Genomic DNA, 16,126 nt, shown 5'->3' with positions numbered 1-16,126 from the left:
AATAGTGAACTGAGTTATCTAATTGTTATTATAAGTGCTAATTATCTGATATTTCAATAAAAACTTTCACATATTTATCATAAAGTCTTAATATGTTTTCTGATGCTATCGTTAATTACAAGTTTTGAACATGCGTAAAAACAACAAAAAACCAGTCCCTTATCGGAACTGGTTTCTAATTAGTAAAGTAGGAAGCCGCCATTGCCGTATTCAAGTAAGAAAGTTTTAAACCACCACTCCTCAAAGTGGGTGTTTGCAGAAGCAATCCTGTTGTCCAAGTCAGTGACGAGGCATAACATTCCTGTTTCGATATAAAACTCCCTATTACAGCTTAAAGGTTAAAACTTAATTATCATTACGAACAACGCAGCTTGTATAGTTATAATACCGAAATATCTTCAATCATGCAAGTTTAATCATTCCCGGACAATAAAAAAAATTTCATGTTACACATTAAGCAGGTGAAGCCAAATTATTCATGCCCAAACGTCAAAATTAACTGCTGCACTCTGATCTCTGTTACCGTCCCCCACTTTCATTGATATCTTATTAAGTAATAGCATACTCGGGTAAGTAATTTTTAGATAGAATGTGCAAGATAAAATTGGACGGGATTGAAAGTGTTTGTCTTGTTTCTTGTAAGAATCATCGGTTGCTGAACTCTATAATATATCCTAAATAACATTTGCAAATACATGGAAGGAGTCTATAATATTAACTAATAGAATTGATTGGAGTGACTAGTTATGCTTTCAAACATTGGTTTTCCCGGTTTAATTTTAATCCTTCTTTTAGCTTTAATTGTTTTTGGACCGAACAAGCTACCTCAAATCGGACGGGCAGTCGGCACTTCGCTTAGGGAGTTTAAGGATGCAACCAAGGGAATAACAGAAGAAATACAAGAGGAATTCAAGGATGACGTACAAGCTGCAAGAAAAGAATCGATAAAATGAAAAAGACGCCTGCACGCAGCAGGCGTCTTTGATGCGTTTGTGGCGCAGAACCGTCAGGCCACATCCCGACGTTTAGCTAAAAGCATGTTCTTCGACTTACACAAATTAGCTCATCGCTTTATTAATATAACATTAAACTTATTTTATATCAAGTGATTTATTGAGCAGTCTGTTAACGGCATCCCTTGGAATTGATTTTCATTTTTTCATTTTTTCAAAGTATGTTCTTATTCTATAAACCGCTTGGGGTTTGTTCAGAAATATTCTATCGAGTTGTTTATTAAAATACGAATAAGTCCCATAAAGCCGTTCTTACAAAAATGTTGAACTTCATTACAAGTTTATCGTCATTTGAGTCAATTGATCCGAGGAAACGGCCACTTGATTGAATGCTTCATTAATTTCGTCGAATATATCATTCAGCTCTGTCATTTCCTTGGTGATCTTAATATTCTGCTCTTTAACAGAAAGCATGGCCTTTGCTATATCAGTAAAAAATATGCCAGTTTCTTTTCCTTGTTTCGTTCCTTTAGTAATTTCCCCGCTAACCATGGAAATTGACGTGTTCATGACATTGGTAAAATGAGCAATTCCATTAACCAGTTTCACTACTTCCGAAACTGAGTCCTTGGTATTTTCCGACAGCTTCCTTACCTCACCAGCCACAACCGCAAATCCTTTACCATTTTCACCAGCTCTTGCCGCTTCAATCGCTGCGTTCAATGCCAACAAATTCGTTTGCTCTGCAATTGAAGTGATGATCGTGACAATTCGTTCAATTTCCTTTGAAGTATTGGATAGCTGTTCCATATCTTTTGAGATGATCGTCATTTGCTCCTGCGTTTTTACCAATCTTTTCTCTAATCCCTGTAACAGTTCGACTCCCTCTTTTGATTTTCCCTCTGCATGTATCGCAATCTCTGAGCCCTTTTGAGTGAAATCATGAATTTCGACTACCTTATTTGCCATTAATTGAGTTGCTGAACTAGTCTCTTCACTGATTGCTGCCAATTCCTCTGCATTATGATTGACCTGCAGTTTGATCGTTTCTTTTTCTGCTAGGTTATTTTGGCGAATCTTCTCATTTTCAAGTTCATATGCCTCTAAAACTATTTGCTGCTCCAGATTAAAAATTTTAGTGACAGCCAGAATGTTTTCTTGATATTGCTCTATATTCTTTATATTCGAAATTACATGAATGATTAATGACTGCAATAAATCCTGAAAAGCACTCATATACCATTTTGGCTGCAATCCAATTCGCACATGTACTTGTGCGATAATATAACGTTGTTTAATATACGTATCATCAATGTTCCCGCTAAACATTTCGTACATATGACGATGCAGTGTCTTTTTCAACCTATCAACAGAACTATTGTCTGATATGATTTTCATTAATGAGGGTTCATTTTCTAGATTTTTATAGAAATTCCCTACTATTTGGGTCAAATGTTTCTTCACTTCTTCCTGTAAAGAACGAATTATGCACAAATCCCCCATCGTCAAATGAATCATTTCCACTTGATTCAATACGCTCGGATATTCCCTGATATTGATACCGACGTGCTCCTTATATTGCATATAGTCTATCGAATCTATCTTTTGTTTACTTCTCCATATACTTTTCATGATTGAATTGCCTCCAATTTTTTCTACCCATATATACTATTTCGACATAAAGTCTGTTAATCTTAATTCACTTTGATAAATTTTCTTCTTAAACACAAGACTTATGAACTATTTATGTCCAAATAAAAAAAAGACACTCCAGAGAGTGTCTTTTTCAATGTTCATTTTCCTGCTGGTTAAGATTCGAGTGCTTACGGGAATAAGTGAAGTAAATGACTACTCCGATAGCCATCCAGATCAAGAACCTCATCCATGTATGACTCCCTAGCTGAACCATCAAGAATACACAAAAAACGATTGCCAGACCTGGAACGAGCGGTACAGCCGGACAATAAAAAGCACGTTTCATATCAGGTCTTGTTTTCCGTAACACGATGACCGCAATGGAAATCATCGTAAACGCAGTCAATGTTCCAATGTTGACCAGCTCAGCCAATTCACCAAGCGGTATGAATGCCCCCAATAAGGCCGCTATCAAACCGAATATCCATGAAGCCGCATATGGTGTTTTATATTTTTTATGAAGTTTTGATAAGGATTTAGGCATCAGCCCATCTCGTGACATCGCAAACATGATTCGGGTTTGTCCATACAACATAACCAAGATTACCGTTGTCATTCCGAGGAAGGCACCTAGATCGATGATACCTGCAACCCAATTTTGTCCTGCGCTTTGCAAGACCAAAGAAATCGGGTGGTCAAGAGCCTTACTGAATTGTGCATACGGTACCACACCTGTCATGATCAAACTTACCGCCATATAAAGCACCACACAAATGACTAATGAACCGAGAATTCCCCGTGGTAAATTCCTACCTGGATTTCTTGTTTCTTCAGCCGCTGATGCAACTGCATCAAAGCCGATGAAGGCAAAGAACATTAATGCGGCAGTTGAAAATACCCCATCGATTCCAAATGGCATGAATGGCTGCCAGTTTTCCGGTTTCACATAATATATAGAAGAAACGATGAACAACAAGACTACCAACACTTTAATAACGACCATTATATTATTGATTCTAGTCGTTTGTTTCGTACCTATGGATATCAAAAAGGTAATCGCCATGACTATCAAAAGGGCTGGTAAGTTCATATAAGTCGTAATACCTTCGACCGAACCCGGTGCTGCCGTCAATACTTTCGGAAAGTTAATTCCGAATCCACTTAAAAATGATTGGAAATAGCCCGACCACCCCGCCGATACGGCACTGACAGCCAATAAGTATTCAAGGATTAAATCCCAGCCGATTATCCAAGCGGCGAATTCACCTAAAGTTGCATAAGCATACGTATAAGTCGAACCTGATACCGGCACGGAAGCTGCAAATTCTGCATAAGAAAGTGCAGCGAATAAACAGGCAAGACCAGCAATGACGAAAGATATTGAAAGTGCAGGACCAGCATTCACTGCACCAGTGCCTGTTAGAACAAAAATGCCTGTCCCAATAATCGCTCCAATTCCTAGCATCGTTAAATCCCATACTCCCAGTTCCCGTTTCAATCCCCTACCGCCGGAACCTGCGTTTTTCAACAAGTCCTCAATGGACTTCTTTCTAAAAATACTCATGTTCTATCCTCCATAATTACATAAACTATTCTGAAAACTATAGACAAATAATTTCACTTACCATTTATATCGGAGAAATTTCGACAAATTTCTGCAATTCCTGAATTATCTGACTTTTAAATTATACGTATTAACCTTATTATCGTCAATGACTTACTATTGTAAAATTCTGTTTTTTTAATATTTTTCAGAACGAAAGCTTTATTATCCAACAGAATTATGCATTATTAACAATGTATAATTAACAATTCATTATTTTAATATTAATAAAGCGAGCTACTGAAGTATTCCATTAATTTATCTTGTAAAAGTTCTAATTTTTTTAATTCTATAAAGAATCATTATTTATTTTCTTCTATGTATTATTATGAAATAATACACCAAAATTATGCTAATCATTCATGTACCAATAGTTTGACGGAATCAAAGTACATAACTATACTTATTAAGTCTTAAAAAAAGTACGGGAATCATGCTTAATAATTGAAGAAGGTGACATTGATGGATTTTGAGATTACCTATCTGTCTTTTTATTTAATCCAAGTCGAAGGCAAAGGCGATCAGGCTGATAAGCGTTTTAAACATTTCCAAACTCTTGATACTGAAGAATACGAAGAAAGTCCTCTAAAGGATTTTTTGGATGGGGAATTGATGAAGATTTCCAAACGGAAAGTCGACCGTCATCCAAAAACTGAACAAATACCGACGAAAATCGGTTCTTTTATTGTCGAAGAAGGACATGCACTTGATTCCAACCCTAATTACAATGTATTTAACCGTGTTCGTTATGCAAAAACAAAACAAGAATTCCAAGAGGAAAACGAACAATTCACGCGCTCTTATATTGATACAAGTGCCGTCCGTGGCGGTGTCTTCATAATCGCATCGGCAAAATTAACGAAATATCTTGATGAACCATTCGTTTTCTTATTAAAATGTGATTTCGAGCCGAAAGTTGCTTCCATTTCTGATGAACGTACCTTGATTAGGCACGTTGAAATGGCAATCACCACTAAAAATATGAAATCCATTCAATACCCATACATGCCCGAAGAAGGTATGGTCGAAGAAGGCGAACTGAAAATCCACCAGGCCTCACATGCCCGCTACTTCGAGGACTTCTTGAAGTTCGTCGAATATGGCGAATCGATGCCGGAAATCATGAAAAATCAGGTCATCCATATGGTCCATGAACATGTATCCGCTCAATTCGAAGATAACAGTGACGAACTGCACAAATTCGAACAGGACCTGGAAATCTGGGAAACGAGTGATAAACGGGAAATCCAGGAACGCCTTGAAACCCACCAGGTCGTCGAAGCCACAGCCCAGATTGTCGAGCATACACCTGAAGCCGAAATGCGAATGAAGCTAGGCAGTACATCCGTCAAAGGACTGTTAGCCGATTTTGGCGATAGCATCCATTTAGGAAAGATTAATGGGAAGTATGTATTGATGATAGAATCCGATACGATAGAGTTCGATAAAGGTGTCTCGCCGATTGAGTTTCATAAGCCGGATGATTTGCAAGTTCTAATTGAAAAAATCATAAATAAAAGTTGATGATTTGTGAGCAAAAATGTGAGCAGTTATGTGACTCGGAATGTGACTCTAATTAGTGCTTAATAACAAGGGTTTCAGACAAATCTGTGACCAATTTTGTGACCAATATTTATACAAAAATTCAAACTCTCAAACCGCCATTATTTACTCTAAATTTGATCATAACTACTAACTGTTAGTTAGTAGTTTTTTCTTGTAAATAAAATATTAACCTAGTTTCATTAATGTTATTTATGGTGTGACCCATTAGTTAATCACCCGATACTCACATACATAATCAAGTGGGGATTCTTCAGGAAATTCTTCTGTAAACCACTGAACTACACCCTCAGATGTTTGAATGTTGTAGGTAAATACTTCACCGCAAGCTGCCACATAATCGTGAAGATCTTCTATAGAAGCAAGTTGATAATTGAACCCAGCTTGAATTTCTTCTTCAAATACTATCCACTGTGCAGCGTTATCAACTGATACAAATACCTTTTTAGCTTCAAATGTTTGAGTTATCATTTTGGTTATCCCCTTTTAAATTCGATTTTTGTTAGGTTCACATTGAACCTAACACTGACTTATGTAGAGGACTTGGAGTTTAAGTCACCGTCCTCTTGTCTTCCATTATCTCACTCCCTGACTACATTTCGTTGTTGTTATTCAAAGTATATTACGACTACGTTTGTTTGTCAACAACATTCCGTAGTTTATCTTACTACTTTCTGTAGTCAATCTTTTTCTATGTGATATAATTGATTTATGTAAAAAAAAAGGTGGGTTATTCATGGGTATTAGAGTTAAATCTAACTTAAAAAAGATTCTAGATGAGAGAAATATATCTATAAGGCAGTTAGCTTCCATGACTGATTTGAAATTTGAAACACTAAGAAGACTATATAATGACGACACAAAACAATATCAAAGGGATACCATTGGAAGAATTTGTGAAATTTTGGAAATAAAAATTGGTGACATATTGATCCTAATTGAAGATGGTACAGAAGAAAACCACCAATCGTAAAGGACTGGTGGTTTTCTTCATAAAAGGGAATTAATTGTAAATAATATTATCATCACTAGCTTTTCTTTCTTTATTATTTCCCCTTTACTGAGCTGAGGTATATTCCTTAGCTTTTTTTCATTCCTCATCATTCGATCGTTTATCAATATTTTTTGTTTGATGATACAAATTCGAAAACGCCATTGCTATTAATCTTAAGTTAGGTTCATTTATTCTCTTCACAGTAATTGGAGGCTTATTCATACCTTTTTGTTTAGTTTCTTCTTGTTTAGGCCACTTTTTCGCCATGATATAATCCTATCAATTAGCTTTTATTTTTATCATCTTCAATCTTTTTGGCTAATTTCTCGTATAACTCTAGGTTCTCTTGTTTTCTTATTTCAAAATCCTTGTTAGCCTTAATCATTTCCTTTCTTATTCCTCTTGCATCAAGATCATGTTTTTCAGCAAGAAGGGCGTATTGTTTTAATTTATAAGACTCAATAGAAAATTCCCCTAAAAATCTAGTTTCTCTTATCCACAGCCCTTTATACCCTTCAGGTTTTTCGCAAATTAGGGTAACAACTCCATTTTTATCAATATACTTTTTGCATTTCGAATTCCTTTCATCAATGTATTCCTCAACAAATACACCAACGTATTCAGTTATTGTTTCATTATTTTCATTAGTACGCTCTTCAATTAATCGCCCATGTTCATCTATGTACTTTTTATAAGCCATATATAATTCAATCCTCCTATACTAGATAAATCATTTATTTTTTTTAGAGAACAAGAATAATCTGTTTTCTTCTTTGGCCATACACTCGATAAGCTTCTTTCTAAAATATTCATTGATATCGATATTCTCCGTTGAGACAACTTCTACGTCGGTCATATCGACATCAGTAAGATTAATTTTCTTTGACTTTTTATCCAATCAATTATCACTCTCCTGTCCTACATAATAATCTCCAAATAAAATAGCTTATATTCAAATTTACCTAAAGTTTCTATAAAAATAGTAATACGTAAAATTATATAAAATACAGATTTTAACAAACAAAAAAGCCCCTTAATTAGCTAAGAGGCTTATATCTATTAGTAATTCATTTCTTCGATTAAGCTAAAATAATGTTCAGTTAAATCAAAATACAATGCGGTTATTAATATACTTTCCGAACTAATATATTCACTTTCAGCGTTATTAAATTTCTTCTTAATAGTATTTAATTGATTTTTCTGTTCTTCACTCATAGGGAGTTCACCCCAAGGAATATTTAGCACATCATCTTCTTTAGTAATTAATGTCTGAGAAAAATTAAATAACTCTATACTCGCCTCTGCCATTATTTCCTTAAATAAATCATTGACACTTCTTCGAAATTCAAAAAACATACGATACGATTTTGAATCAACATAAATTAAATCCTCATTAAGTTTTTCAAACAGTTTAGCAGTATATAAATGATATTTTTCTAATTTTTCTACGTTTAAATTTGTGTTTATCATAAAAAAATTCGGTTTATTCTTGCCGAAACTTAAGGATAGTATATTATCAAATTCCTTTCTTACTTCTTCTAAATAAGACAATGCTTTCTCTAAATGATATAGCCTACGAGGAAAATTTTCCTTTCTTCTTATTTCTTCATTATGGTCAATAGATTTTTTTACTCCATATAAAGTTAGAACTCCCCCGATGATGGCTCCCCAGAAAGAACCTAAAGTACTTATCCAAGAATCTTGATCACCAGCAACCGGAAACACTTGAATAAACATTAAAATATTTATAATTATTGGAAAAGCTATCATGGTACAGATTACAATAAGTAATAAATTTCTTTGCATTTTTTTATCCATTTTAATCCCCCTAATGTTGAAGAAAATTCGACAAAAAAAGAGGTATTCCTCTAATTTTCAAACATACTTAAGTTGTTATTCAATGATTTGAATGTCTACAAGATCTTCAAATTTCACCCTGATAATATGTCCCTTCTCTTTTTCCAACTCTAAATGGATTAACTTTGTAAACTGATCTAGTCTATGTATCATCCCTGTATATTCCCAATCAAATCCATCTTCCCAAACAGTAAACTTTACTGGTGAAGCAAACTCCATAGCAGTGTGTATTTTGTTCTCAAACTCCTCCAACTGGTACTCATCAAGTATTGGCTTTACTTGACGGTAATAATCCTTATTTACATCATTAAGTAACTTAACGTATTCAGGCAGCATCAAAGCTGGTTGCCATTTAAGTTTTCCACGATCTTTTATAGACATAAGAACATCTCCATTTCATTCTATAACTACATTATAGAACATTTGTTCTTAATTTAGTCAAAAAAATGAAGGGGAAAATTTCCCTTCTTAAAGATGACGTAGATACTTTTCCTGTAACAATGTTTTAATTAACCCCTCTAAATCCAGAGTACCCTCTTCAGTAGCTGTACCAATCCCCTCTATATAAGTGTATTCTTCGGTATCAATTATTTTTAATCCTTCTAGGTTGCGCATGTTTAGACCTCCAAATATCAATCGATTGACGTCAGAATTACATTATTCAGTTTTTCAAATTCCTTTATTGCAAATTGGATTGCTTCTTCTTCACCATATTTTTCACGGCACAGCTTTACAGGCATACAATCCTCAGCCATTAAGAATACATGATCATCAAATAACTGTAACTTAGCCTTTATGTAACCGGTTCGCTCAAAACTCAATTCTTTCAATTCCACAAAACCAACCTCCCCATTGCCTATATATTCATTATATAGGTAAAAAGTCCTCGTGACAGTATTGTGAATAAATTAGGAATTAATTTTTATTTGTGACAGAAAACGTAACAAACACTTCTTAATCAGAGTGTTTCTTCTGTATTTCAGATTCAATTCGAGTAATTACCTTGCTCATATTCCCATTGATGGTGCTTCCACTAAACCGCAGCGTTTTCCATCCAATTGATCTTAGGTATGCGTCTCGCTTCCTGTCGTGCGCTTTAGCTTTTTTACTTGAATGAAAATCTTTACCATCGCATTCAATGGCTAACCGATACTCTGGTAGTGCTATATCAATTCTATACCTTCTTATTGGATACTGTGTAGTTACTTTATAATCCCTCATCCATAATGCTTTCAAGACCCTCTTCTCAATAGGACTTTGACATTTATCCAATTCCACAAAGTATGGGGGAATGTATTGATCCACAGTCACTCCTCTGCTTCTTCGTATGTCCAAGCCTAGAAAGACAAACCCTGATAGGACAAGTCCAAAAAACACCACATATTCTACCATTGTAAATAAATTTCCCCTTTCTCGTAGGTACAAGCAACTTCTACGAACTTTCTACATATCATTTACCAAAGTAGATACGATTCCATTATTGAATCAACTACTGATTATCTGAAAAAAATCAACTAATTATCGACTGATCAGTTACTTTGTTTTTACTTATTATCATTACCAAAGAAAAACAAGTTTAATCCGTTGGTATCACTGCATTGAAGGAATTTGTTAAGGATGAACGGAGTGAGGGATTAAGGGGGAGCGCGAGGGGGATTTATTTAATTCGTAATTGACTGAATATTTAAAAGGAGGAATTATTCTAATGAGAAGAAAGCATACTATAGAGTTACATTCATTTATGGATCGAAGTTTTAAGGATAAAAAGAAGGTAAAAAGGAAAGCCAGTCCGAATATTAACCTATATTCTGTCAGTCCATTTATTTTATTTGATCCAACAATTTGCCTTATGGGTGTTGGGCTTGTATCCATTGCCTTATTGGAAAAGTTTTTTGAACATCAAGGAAATTATGACCTAGCTGAAGCACTCCACATAGGCTTTAATATAGCTATACCTTGTATAGCATTCGGATTTATATGGAAACTAATGCTCGCTGTTAGTGGTGCTTTCCTATGATGAAGCTATGGAGAGCAAAGATGAAGCTGCGTGGTTCGCTAATGAGGGCATTTAAACTTGGTGGAATCCACAAGCAAACTAAAACGCAATCAAAGACGTATACACGTTATCCCAAGATTCATGATGTCCATATTGATGAGGAAAATGAAGCTGTCAGATTCACTTTTACCTTACCCGATGGTGCTAATCCTGATTTGGTTTTGAAACAAGAATGGGTATTCAAACAGTGCTTTGGAAATAACATTGAAATAGATGGTAAGGTGAAGAAGTTTATCTTGTGGTGTTATTCAAAGGACATGGAAAAAGATATTCCATACGAGTTTGAAAAAATTCAATCTCATTTGAAGGGTAAAATAATCCCTATTATGTGCGGTGTAGATAGGTCAGGTAAGTTGAATGTAAAGGACATGACAGAAGAACATCATATGTTGCTCACAGGAACAACAGGAAGTGGTAAGAGTTCTTTAATTAGGGGAATATTGACCTCATTGATTCTGCATAAGTCACCAGATGAAATACTATTCTTACTAGGTGATTTGAAGTTTTCAGAATTCGGTATATACAAAAGACTACCTCATGTAATGGGTGTGTTTATGGATGCTAAGACTTTACTACCTCCACTTCAATTAATTGAGAAGGAAATGGTTCGAAGAGGTAAATTGCTTGATAAGATGGACGTAGAGAGTATTTATGAATTAAAAGATAAGCCACCTACAATTGTGGTGTGTATTGATGAAGTTATATTGCTCAAAGATAAACCAAAAATAATGAAGATAATTGAAAATATATCCTGTATAGGTCGTTCTAATGGTGTTTATCTGTTGTTGTCAATGCAACGTGGTGATGCGAAGTCATTAGGTGGACAATTGAAGAATAACCTTACCTTTAGAATATCAGGTAAACAGTCAGATGAAACGAATGCAAAAATAAGTGGATTGAAGCAATCAGTTGATTTAGATTCTCCGGGTAGGATGATACTTTCAACTGCAAGTAAAGAAAGAGTGATTCAAGTCCCTTACATGGATAAGAAAACAGCTAAAGGGTTACTTGATCCATTAAAAGTGAAACAAGATGAACTAGAACTTGAAGATGTCGCAGAACGAAAGGTAAATGAATTTTCATTAGATGAGGTGTTTGATAGTGAACCAAAGAGATAAAGCGATTATTAACGACTTGAGACAATTCAGAATGATGTCAAGAAACCAGATAGTTGAATTACACTTTAAGCATCTTAAGAATCCTATAAATTCTTGTAATAGTGTTTTAAAACGTTTAACAAGGGATAACTTTATCAAATGCAGTACTCTTCACTCTCCATACGTTTACTTCAACTCTGACTGCAATATTAAACCAGACTCAATTAAAATCCCCCACTTCCTTGAATTAGTCGATACTGTTATTGAAATGAAAACACATAGAGAAACCAAAAACCTTATGATTGAACCTAAATATGGTGACAAGGGAACAATTGAACCGGATATATTCGCTATTTGGTTTAACCCCATTTTTATCGAAGTTCAACGAAATGTTTATACAAAAGAAGTCATGCAAAAGAAAATTGATCTTTATGAAACTTATTATGATTCAGGAGATTGGAAAGATGAACCTTGGCAAAAACCAGATAAAAAGGTGTTCCCGTCTATCCTAATTATTACTCCTACTCGATATGCAGTTAAAAGTGCAAAGCTTGAAATATATCAATCCCCTTCCATTTCTGACTTTATAGAAAGCAGGTCTGGAGAATCAACACTACAAATTAAGCCTCTACCTGTTAAAAATGTAATTCAAACTAATGGTGGATCGTTGAAGCTAAAAAAATAAAATTCATTCACAAACATATCCATAACTGTTAAACTTTAAATATATATTAGGTTATTATACCTATATCTTTAGGAGAGTAAATTATTAGAAAGAAAAAAAGTAAAGATAGGAGTTCAATACCATTGAATATGGTATTTTTTTTGGAATGAAATAATCATTCTATAAGGGGTGAGAGGTTTTACATGTCAAAAGATTTCAGTTCATTTAAACTTACGATTGATTGGAAATCAAGGATTTATAATGGTCAGGTAGTCAGAAATAATATATCTCACACTCTTTGGAGGAAAATAAGATTACAAGTTCTTAAGCAAAATAATAACACCTGTCAAATATGCGGATACTCAACGAATGAAAAGTCAGAATTACGTAACTTACATGTTCATGAAATCGAAGAGCACCATAAGGATGAATTTCTTGTCACACTTAAGGAGTTATCATTAATTTGTAAAGATTGCCATTCATTTCAGCACATTGGTAGGAGTTTAGGGGTGTATGATGAAATAGGAAAAGAAAAAATGATACAACATTTTATGAAGGTAAATAATTGCACTACAGATGATTATGAAGATTATTTAAATCACTTAAAAGAGATTAAATATGATGATCACTTAATTTATCGCAGATTAGAGTTTGAACATGACTTTGAATTAGATCCTATTATGTTTAGGATTGAAGGAGAAATTCCTTATAAAGATAAAGTTGTTCATGAATTAACCGAAAAGGATATGTATAGGTATTGTCGTGATGATTTTGATACTGAGCAAGAATTTATAAGATTTATGAACCGAGGAAGTTTTGAAAAGAAACGTATTAATTCAATCAAGGTATATAAGGATAGAGGTACTTGGAATCTGGAGTGCGACGGTAAAATTGAGAAAAGCTCCATGTTGAAGAAGTATATAGTACCAGAAGCAAAAGAATTAAAAAGAAAAAACCCAGAAGCGACATTGGAAATTGATTAAAGAAATATTTTATAAGGAGTTGAACAAATTGAATAAAGAAAAACTACTTGATCACTTATGGGAAATGCATGTGTATCATCAAGGTGAAGCTGAAAAGTTTGAAAATGGTGGTGTAGAAGAATCTAGAAAACACTTTCAGACAGTAGCTGATGTGTATTTTAAATTGTATCAAGAAGTTGGAGCCGGGAATTTTGATAGCTGATTATAATGGTTGATTTAATTTGAGTAAACTAAGTTTAGAGGAGAAGTATGTATGGATGACAAAAGGTTATTATTAATTTGGACAGATATTCTCGATGAACATGGCGGAAATGAAACAGTAGATAATTATAAGAATGAATATAGAGATTTGGAGAATTCACAACTTATTAAGTTAATAGATGAGTTGATTATTACAGAATCAGAAAACAAACCATTTCGTTCAAGAGTAGAAGTTAGAACCACTAAAATTTCACCAACTAACGGAGAAACAGTTATTTATGATGAATCAGATATAGATTATAATGATTTACTAGTGTCGTTACTCACTTTAATGTTCTTAACTAATATTGAAGATAGGGCTCAACTGATTGTACAACTGGCATATTGTTTAAAGGAAATGAATGAAGATGTGTGTGAACAATACAGGTTAGATATTGCTGAACGTGTATATAGGACTTATAGGAAATAATTGGTTGTAGGTGAGAGTAATGAATGATGAACTAAAAAGTCGGTTTAAAATATTTATGGATATTTTAGACCTTTTTGAAACAAGTCAAAATGAAGATGGTATTTCTAATATATCTCAAAAAGAACTCTCATCTCGCTTGAGTATTAGTCCAACAAATGTAAGTAACAGATTAAAAATTCTAGCTAAGTATAATGCCATAGTCAAAGAGGCACCAGGAACTTACAGATTACTTCATAATGATATAAATTACACACCATATCCAAATGTAGTGAAAGTTTTAGAACTGTTAGAAAGCGCCCCTTCATTAATTGGTAAGTACAAAAAGCAGGCAGAATTATTGGGATTAGAAATAAAGGAAGTACAACAAGCATGGGGATATATTTACGATTTAATATTGAAAAAAGTATGATAATAATATTATTAAGATTAAACAAGCCCCTACTCAAAACACGTTGAGATTTAAGGAGTTTAAAGAGGAGTAGTGTTACTTCGTGAAGATGTTAAAGAGGTTATTAAAGGAAGCAGACAATGTTGCAAAAAATGTAATGGATAATCATTTTGGCAAAATTGATTCAGATAAGCAATTTGATACACATGATGCAGCTATTATTGGGTTATTAGAAGATATGATTGGAAAAACCAATTCTTTGATAGTGTTAATTGAAAATAATAGCTTTAATGGTACGGATGCATTGAGCAGAATGATTTTAGAAAACTATACATTTATGAAATTCATCCTTGAAAAAGATACTGAGAATAGGGGTGAAAGCTATTATAGATCACAAAAAATAAATGATGTGAAATTATTTGATTCTATTACTCAAGAAACGCTTGTGGGAAGAGAAGTTAGAGAATTTTTGGGTATAACAAAAGAAAAAATCAATAATCAATTTTCCGATCTGACTGATGAAAAATATAGAAATAAACTGGAAAGCCAATATTTATCGGTCATGAATTTAAAGGACAAAAGAAGTAAATGGTATAATTTTAATGGTAAGACAAATACATTTCGTGACTTGTGCAAGTATTTAAAAATGGAAAAAGACTATGTGCTTTTTTATCAAATTTTTTCAAATGAAGTTCATGGACAACAAGGCAATAAGTTTTTAAAATTTGAATATGATAGCGTAGAAATTTATAGAAAGAGTGGAGAACTCGAACTTCATACTAAAATGGTATCATCATTTATTATGGAAATAGTTAGACTAGTATATAAATACTATAACCTTAATGAGGATTTAAAAAAATTCAATACTTCAATACAAATTAATTATGCATTTATGAAATTATAAAAATGTGTACTTTTATTGCTTTTTATCTCCATCTCTTAAAGTTTGAATATAGCCCCTCTCACTTAAGAGAAGGGGCTGTTTTGTTTTATCCTTTTACGATATTCACTGAATATCCTTTTTTCTTTAACTCTGACGCTAACTTAGCAGCATTCTTCTCATCAGAGAAGGCACCAACTTGTACCTTATGTAAAACACTTTTCTTTTCAACTGGCTTAGCTTGTTCTTTCAACTTTTTACCTGATAATGTTTCAGCTATTGCTTTGCAGCATTTATCGAAGTTCTTTTTGTAAGCATCAGCATTTGTTTTAGTATCGACAAAGCATACCTCAATCAGAATCGCTGGTTTAGCTGTCCCCTTAAGAAATCCGAGATCCGTTCTTTTCTTCGCACCACGATCCTTAATTCCAAGTGCTTCAGAAATAGCTTTAGATACCTTTGCAGCCAATGCTTTATTCCCGTCACCATAATAAAGAACCTCAGTACCGCCAGTTTCCTTTGTACCAGCGTTAAAATGCACAGATACATCTAAACCCCGACTTTTGCTATTGTGATATTTAACTATTGTATTAATATTATCCCGCTGATTTTTTGACGTATTATCATTAAATGTATGTACTTTACAATCTAATTCTTTTAGATATTCAGCAACTTTAGGTACTACCTTCCTAGCTTCATTAACCTCATCTAGATACCCACTTGCACCACGTACTACTTTAGCATGTCCACTTGAAATAACGAATTCATCCATTTTATATTCCT

22 protein-coding genes, 1 other RNA gene and 2 pseudogenes are annotated in these 16,126 nt (G+C 33.8%); 11 read left to right on the top strand and 14 right to left on the bottom strand.

The annotated features are described in order from the left end of the window. Positions 1-188: 188 nt before the first annotated feature. Positions 189-376, bottom strand: a non-coding RNA gene (ssrS, locus tag ABC374_RS10915) — 6S RNA. 370 nt (positions 377-746) lie between these two features. Between ssrS and tatA the strand changes: the two genes are divergently transcribed. Continuing rightward, positions 747-953: a twin-arginine translocase TatA/TatE family subunit gene (gene tatA, locus ABC374_RS10910; protein WP_101222064.1), complete on the top strand. Its 207-nt coding sequence runs from the start codon at positions 747-749 to the stop codon at positions 951-953. A gap of 333 nt (positions 954-1,286) precedes the next feature. On the opposite strand, the pseudogene ABC374_RS10905 reads toward tatA, so the two are convergent. The 3 genes and pseudogenes from ABC374_RS10905 to bcaP all read right to left on the bottom strand — a co-directional run. Continuing rightward, positions 1,287-1,757 (bottom strand): annotated as a pseudogene (locus ABC374_RS10905) (methyl-accepting chemotaxis protein); the annotation flags it as partial. A 288-nt stretch (positions 1,758-2,045) separates the two neighbouring features. Further along, positions 2,046-2,537: pseudogene (locus tag ABC374_RS10900) on the bottom strand (protoglobin domain-containing protein); the annotation flags it as partial. 202 nt (positions 2,538-2,739) lie between these two features. Continuing rightward, the gene (gene bcaP / locus ABC374_RS10895) at positions 2,740-4,152 is read right to left on the bottom strand and encodes a branched-chain amino acid transporter BcaP (RefSeq protein ID WP_413017663.1); all 1,413 of its coding nucleotides are present in this window, start codon (positions 4,150-4,152) and stop codon (positions 2,740-2,742) included. 501 nt (positions 4,153-4,653) lie between these two features. Here bcaP and ABC374_RS10890 point away from each other — a divergent pair. Then, a complete protein-coding gene (locus ABC374_RS10890; RefSeq protein ID WP_413017661.1) occupies positions 4,654-5,715 on the top strand; it encodes a DUF3900 domain-containing protein in 1,062 nt (353 codons plus the stop codon). A 246-nt stretch (positions 5,716-5,961) separates the two neighbouring features. Here the strand turns inward: ABC374_RS10890 and ABC374_RS10885 are convergent, their stop codons facing one another. Beyond that, on the bottom strand, positions 5,962-6,225 hold the full coding sequence (locus tag ABC374_RS10885; RefSeq protein ID WP_413017659.1) for a hypothetical protein: 264 nt from the start codon (positions 6,223-6,225) through the stop codon (positions 5,962-5,964). 265 nt (positions 6,226-6,490) lie between these two features. Here ABC374_RS10885 and ABC374_RS10880 point away from each other — a divergent pair, with 265 nt between their 5' ends. Further along, positions 6,491-6,727, top strand: coding sequence for a helix-turn-helix domain-containing protein (locus ABC374_RS10880; RefSeq protein ID WP_413017657.1), 237 nt, complete (start codon positions 6,491-6,493; stop codon positions 6,725-6,727). Between the two features lie 117 nt (positions 6,728-6,844). Here the strand turns inward: ABC374_RS10880 and ABC374_RS10875 are convergent, their stop codons facing one another. The 8 genes from ABC374_RS10875 to ABC374_RS10840 all read right to left on the bottom strand — a co-directional run bounded on the left by ABC374_RS10875 (position 6,845) and on the right by ABC374_RS10840 (position 9,997). Continuing rightward, entirely contained in the window at positions 6,845-7,015 is a 171-nt protein-coding gene (locus ABC374_RS10875) for a hypothetical protein (RefSeq protein ID WP_413017655.1), read from the bottom strand. A 16-nt stretch (positions 7,016-7,031) separates the two neighbouring features. Beyond that, positions 7,032-7,448 carry a hypothetical protein gene (locus tag ABC374_RS10870; protein WP_413017653.1) on the bottom strand — a complete coding sequence of 139 codons (417 nt, stop codon included), beginning with the start codon at positions 7,446-7,448 and terminating at the stop codon, positions 7,032-7,034. Between the two features lie 30 nt (positions 7,449-7,478). Further along, a complete protein-coding gene (locus tag ABC374_RS10865) occupies positions 7,479-7,646 on the bottom strand; it encodes a hypothetical protein (protein WP_413017651.1) in 168 nt (55 codons plus the stop codon). Between the two features lie 161 nt (positions 7,647-7,807). Next, the gene (locus ABC374_RS10860; RefSeq protein WP_413017649.1) at positions 7,808-8,566 is read right to left on the bottom strand and encodes a hypothetical protein; all 759 of its coding nucleotides are present in this window, start codon (positions 8,564-8,566) and stop codon (positions 7,808-7,810) included. 75 nt (positions 8,567-8,641) lie between these two features. Then, the gene (locus ABC374_RS10855; RefSeq protein WP_413017647.1) at positions 8,642-8,986 is read right to left on the bottom strand and encodes a YolD-like family protein; all 345 of its coding nucleotides are present in this window, start codon (positions 8,984-8,986) and stop codon (positions 8,642-8,644) included. 87 nt (positions 8,987-9,073) lie between these two features. Then, complete coding sequence (locus tag ABC374_RS10850; RefSeq protein WP_162604373.1) at positions 9,074-9,220, bottom strand: hypothetical protein; 147 nt, start codon at positions 9,218-9,220, stop codon at positions 9,074-9,076. 17 nt (positions 9,221-9,237) lie between these two features. After that, entirely contained in the window at positions 9,238-9,441 is a 204-nt protein-coding gene (locus ABC374_RS10845) for a hypothetical protein (RefSeq protein ID WP_413017645.1), read from the bottom strand. Between the two features lie 118 nt (positions 9,442-9,559). Further along, the gene (locus tag ABC374_RS10840; RefSeq protein ID WP_413017643.1) at positions 9,560-9,997 is read right to left on the bottom strand and encodes an endonuclease domain-containing protein; all 438 of its coding nucleotides are present in this window, start codon (positions 9,995-9,997) and stop codon (positions 9,560-9,562) included. A 313-nt stretch (positions 9,998-10,310) separates the two neighbouring features. Here ABC374_RS10840 and ABC374_RS10835 point away from each other — a divergent pair, with 313 nt between their 5' ends. The 8 genes from ABC374_RS10835 to ABC374_RS10800 all read left to right on the top strand — a co-directional run bounded on the left by ABC374_RS10835 (position 10,311) and on the right by ABC374_RS10800 (position 15,367). Further along, positions 10,311-10,622, top strand: a complete 312-nt coding sequence (locus tag ABC374_RS10835; RefSeq protein WP_413017641.1) for a hypothetical protein — start codon at positions 10,311-10,313, stop codon at positions 10,620-10,622. A 20-nt stretch (positions 10,623-10,642) separates the two neighbouring features. Further along, complete coding sequence (locus tag ABC374_RS10830) at positions 10,643-11,779, top strand: FtsK/SpoIIIE domain-containing protein (protein ID WP_413017639.1); 1,137 nt, start codon at positions 10,643-10,645, stop codon at positions 11,777-11,779. Continuing rightward, a complete protein-coding gene (locus ABC374_RS10825; protein WP_413017637.1) occupies positions 11,763-12,443 on the top strand; it encodes a hypothetical protein in 681 nt (226 codons plus the stop codon). Before ABC374_RS10830 ends, ABC374_RS10825 begins: the two co-directional genes overlap by 17 nt. A 182-nt stretch (positions 12,444-12,625) precedes the next feature. Then, the gene (locus ABC374_RS10820; protein ID WP_413017635.1) at positions 12,626-13,405 is read left to right on the top strand and encodes an HNH endonuclease; all 780 of its coding nucleotides are present in this window, start codon (positions 12,626-12,628) and stop codon (positions 13,403-13,405) included. Between the two features lie 28 nt (positions 13,406-13,433). Next, entirely contained in the window at positions 13,434-13,607 is a 174-nt protein-coding gene (locus ABC374_RS10815) for a hypothetical protein (RefSeq protein WP_413017633.1), read from the top strand. A 51-nt stretch (positions 13,608-13,658) separates the two neighbouring features. Further along, positions 13,659-14,075: a hypothetical protein gene (locus tag ABC374_RS10810; protein ID WP_413017631.1), complete on the top strand. Its 417-nt coding sequence runs from the start codon at positions 13,659-13,661 to the stop codon at positions 14,073-14,075. Between the two features lie 19 nt (positions 14,076-14,094). Continuing rightward, on the top strand, positions 14,095-14,484 hold the full coding sequence (locus tag ABC374_RS10805; RefSeq protein WP_413017629.1) for a winged helix-turn-helix transcriptional regulator: 390 nt from the start codon (positions 14,095-14,097) through the stop codon (positions 14,482-14,484). An 88-nt stretch (positions 14,485-14,572) separates the two neighbouring features. After that, complete coding sequence (locus tag ABC374_RS10800; protein WP_413020322.1) at positions 14,573-15,367, top strand: DUF5677 domain-containing protein; 795 nt, start codon at positions 14,573-14,575, stop codon at positions 15,365-15,367. Positions 15,368-15,452: 85 nt separating this feature from the next. Here ABC374_RS10800 and ABC374_RS10795 read toward each other — a convergent pair whose 3' ends face one another. Beyond that, on the bottom strand, positions 15,453-16,115 hold the full coding sequence (locus tag ABC374_RS10795) for an N-acetylmuramoyl-L-alanine amidase (protein WP_413017627.1): 663 nt from the start codon (positions 16,113-16,115) through the stop codon (positions 15,453-15,455). Positions 16,116-16,126: the final 11 nt, after the last annotated feature.

Source organism: Peribacillus phoenicis, assembly GCF_047238085.1.
GTDB lineage: Bacteria > Bacillota > Bacilli > Bacillales > DSM-1321 > Peribacillus.
The sequence above is the reverse complement of the archived record's forward strand: the minus strand, read 5'-3'. Positions and strand labels throughout refer to the sequence as shown.

Excerpts from the sequence above, each read along its gene's own strand:
- ABC374_RS10820 (WP_413017635.1), top strand. The coding sequence starts at position 12,626 with ATGTCAAAAGATTTCAGTTCATTTAAACTTACGATTGATTGGAAATCA.
- ABC374_RS10855 (WP_413017647.1), bottom strand. The coding sequence starts at position 8,986 with ATGTCTATAAAAGATCGTGGAAAACTTAAATGGCAACCAGCTTTGATG.
- ABC374_RS10880 (WP_413017657.1), top strand. The coding sequence starts at position 6,491 with ATGGGTATTAGAGTTAAATCTAACTTAAAAAAGATTCTAGATGAGAGA.
- ABC374_RS10890 (WP_413017661.1), top strand. The coding sequence starts at position 4,654 with ATGGATTTTGAGATTACCTATCTGTCTTTTTATTTAATCCAAGTCGAA.
- ABC374_RS10875 (WP_413017655.1), bottom strand. The coding sequence starts at position 7,015 with ATGGCGAAAAAGTGGCCTAAACAAGAAGAAACTAAACAAAAAGGTATG.
- ABC374_RS10860 (WP_413017649.1), bottom strand. The coding sequence starts at position 8,566 with ATGGATAAAAAAATGCAAAGAAATTTATTACTTATTGTAATCTGTACC.
- ABC374_RS10885 (WP_413017659.1), bottom strand. The coding sequence starts at position 6,225 with ATGATAACTCAAACATTTGAAGCTAAAAAGGTATTTGTATCAGTTGAT.
- ABC374_RS10800 (WP_413020322.1), top strand. The coding sequence starts at position 14,573 with ATGTTAAAGAGGTTATTAAAGGAAGCAGACAATGTTGCAAAAAATGTA.
- ABC374_RS10795 (WP_413017627.1), bottom strand. The coding sequence starts at position 16,115 with ATGGATGAATTCGTTATTTCAAGTGGACATGCTAAAGTAGTACGTGGT.
- ABC374_RS10850 (WP_162604373.1), bottom strand. The coding sequence starts at position 9,220 with ATGCGCAACCTAGAAGGATTAAAAATAATTGATACCGAAGAATACACT.
- ABC374_RS10810 (WP_413017631.1), top strand. The coding sequence starts at position 13,659 with ATGGATGACAAAAGGTTATTATTAATTTGGACAGATATTCTCGATGAA.
- ABC374_RS10840 (WP_413017643.1), bottom strand. The coding sequence starts at position 9,997 with ATGGTAGAATATGTGGTGTTTTTTGGACTTGTCCTATCAGGGTTTGTC.
- ABC374_RS10805 (WP_413017629.1), top strand. The coding sequence starts at position 14,095 with ATGAATGATGAACTAAAAAGTCGGTTTAAAATATTTATGGATATTTTA.
- ABC374_RS10830 (WP_413017639.1), top strand. The coding sequence starts at position 10,643 with ATGAAGCTGCGTGGTTCGCTAATGAGGGCATTTAAACTTGGTGGAATC.
- ABC374_RS10835 (WP_413017641.1), top strand. The coding sequence starts at position 10,311 with ATGAGAAGAAAGCATACTATAGAGTTACATTCATTTATGGATCGAAGT.
- ABC374_RS10870 (WP_413017653.1), bottom strand. The coding sequence starts at position 7,448 with ATGGCTTATAAAAAGTACATAGATGAACATGGGCGATTAATTGAAGAG.
- bcaP (WP_413017663.1), bottom strand. The coding sequence starts at position 4,152 with ATGAGTATTTTTAGAAAGAAGTCCATTGAGGACTTGTTGAAAAACGCA.
- tatA (WP_101222064.1), top strand. The coding sequence starts at position 747 with ATGCTTTCAAACATTGGTTTTCCCGGTTTAATTTTAATCCTTCTTTTA.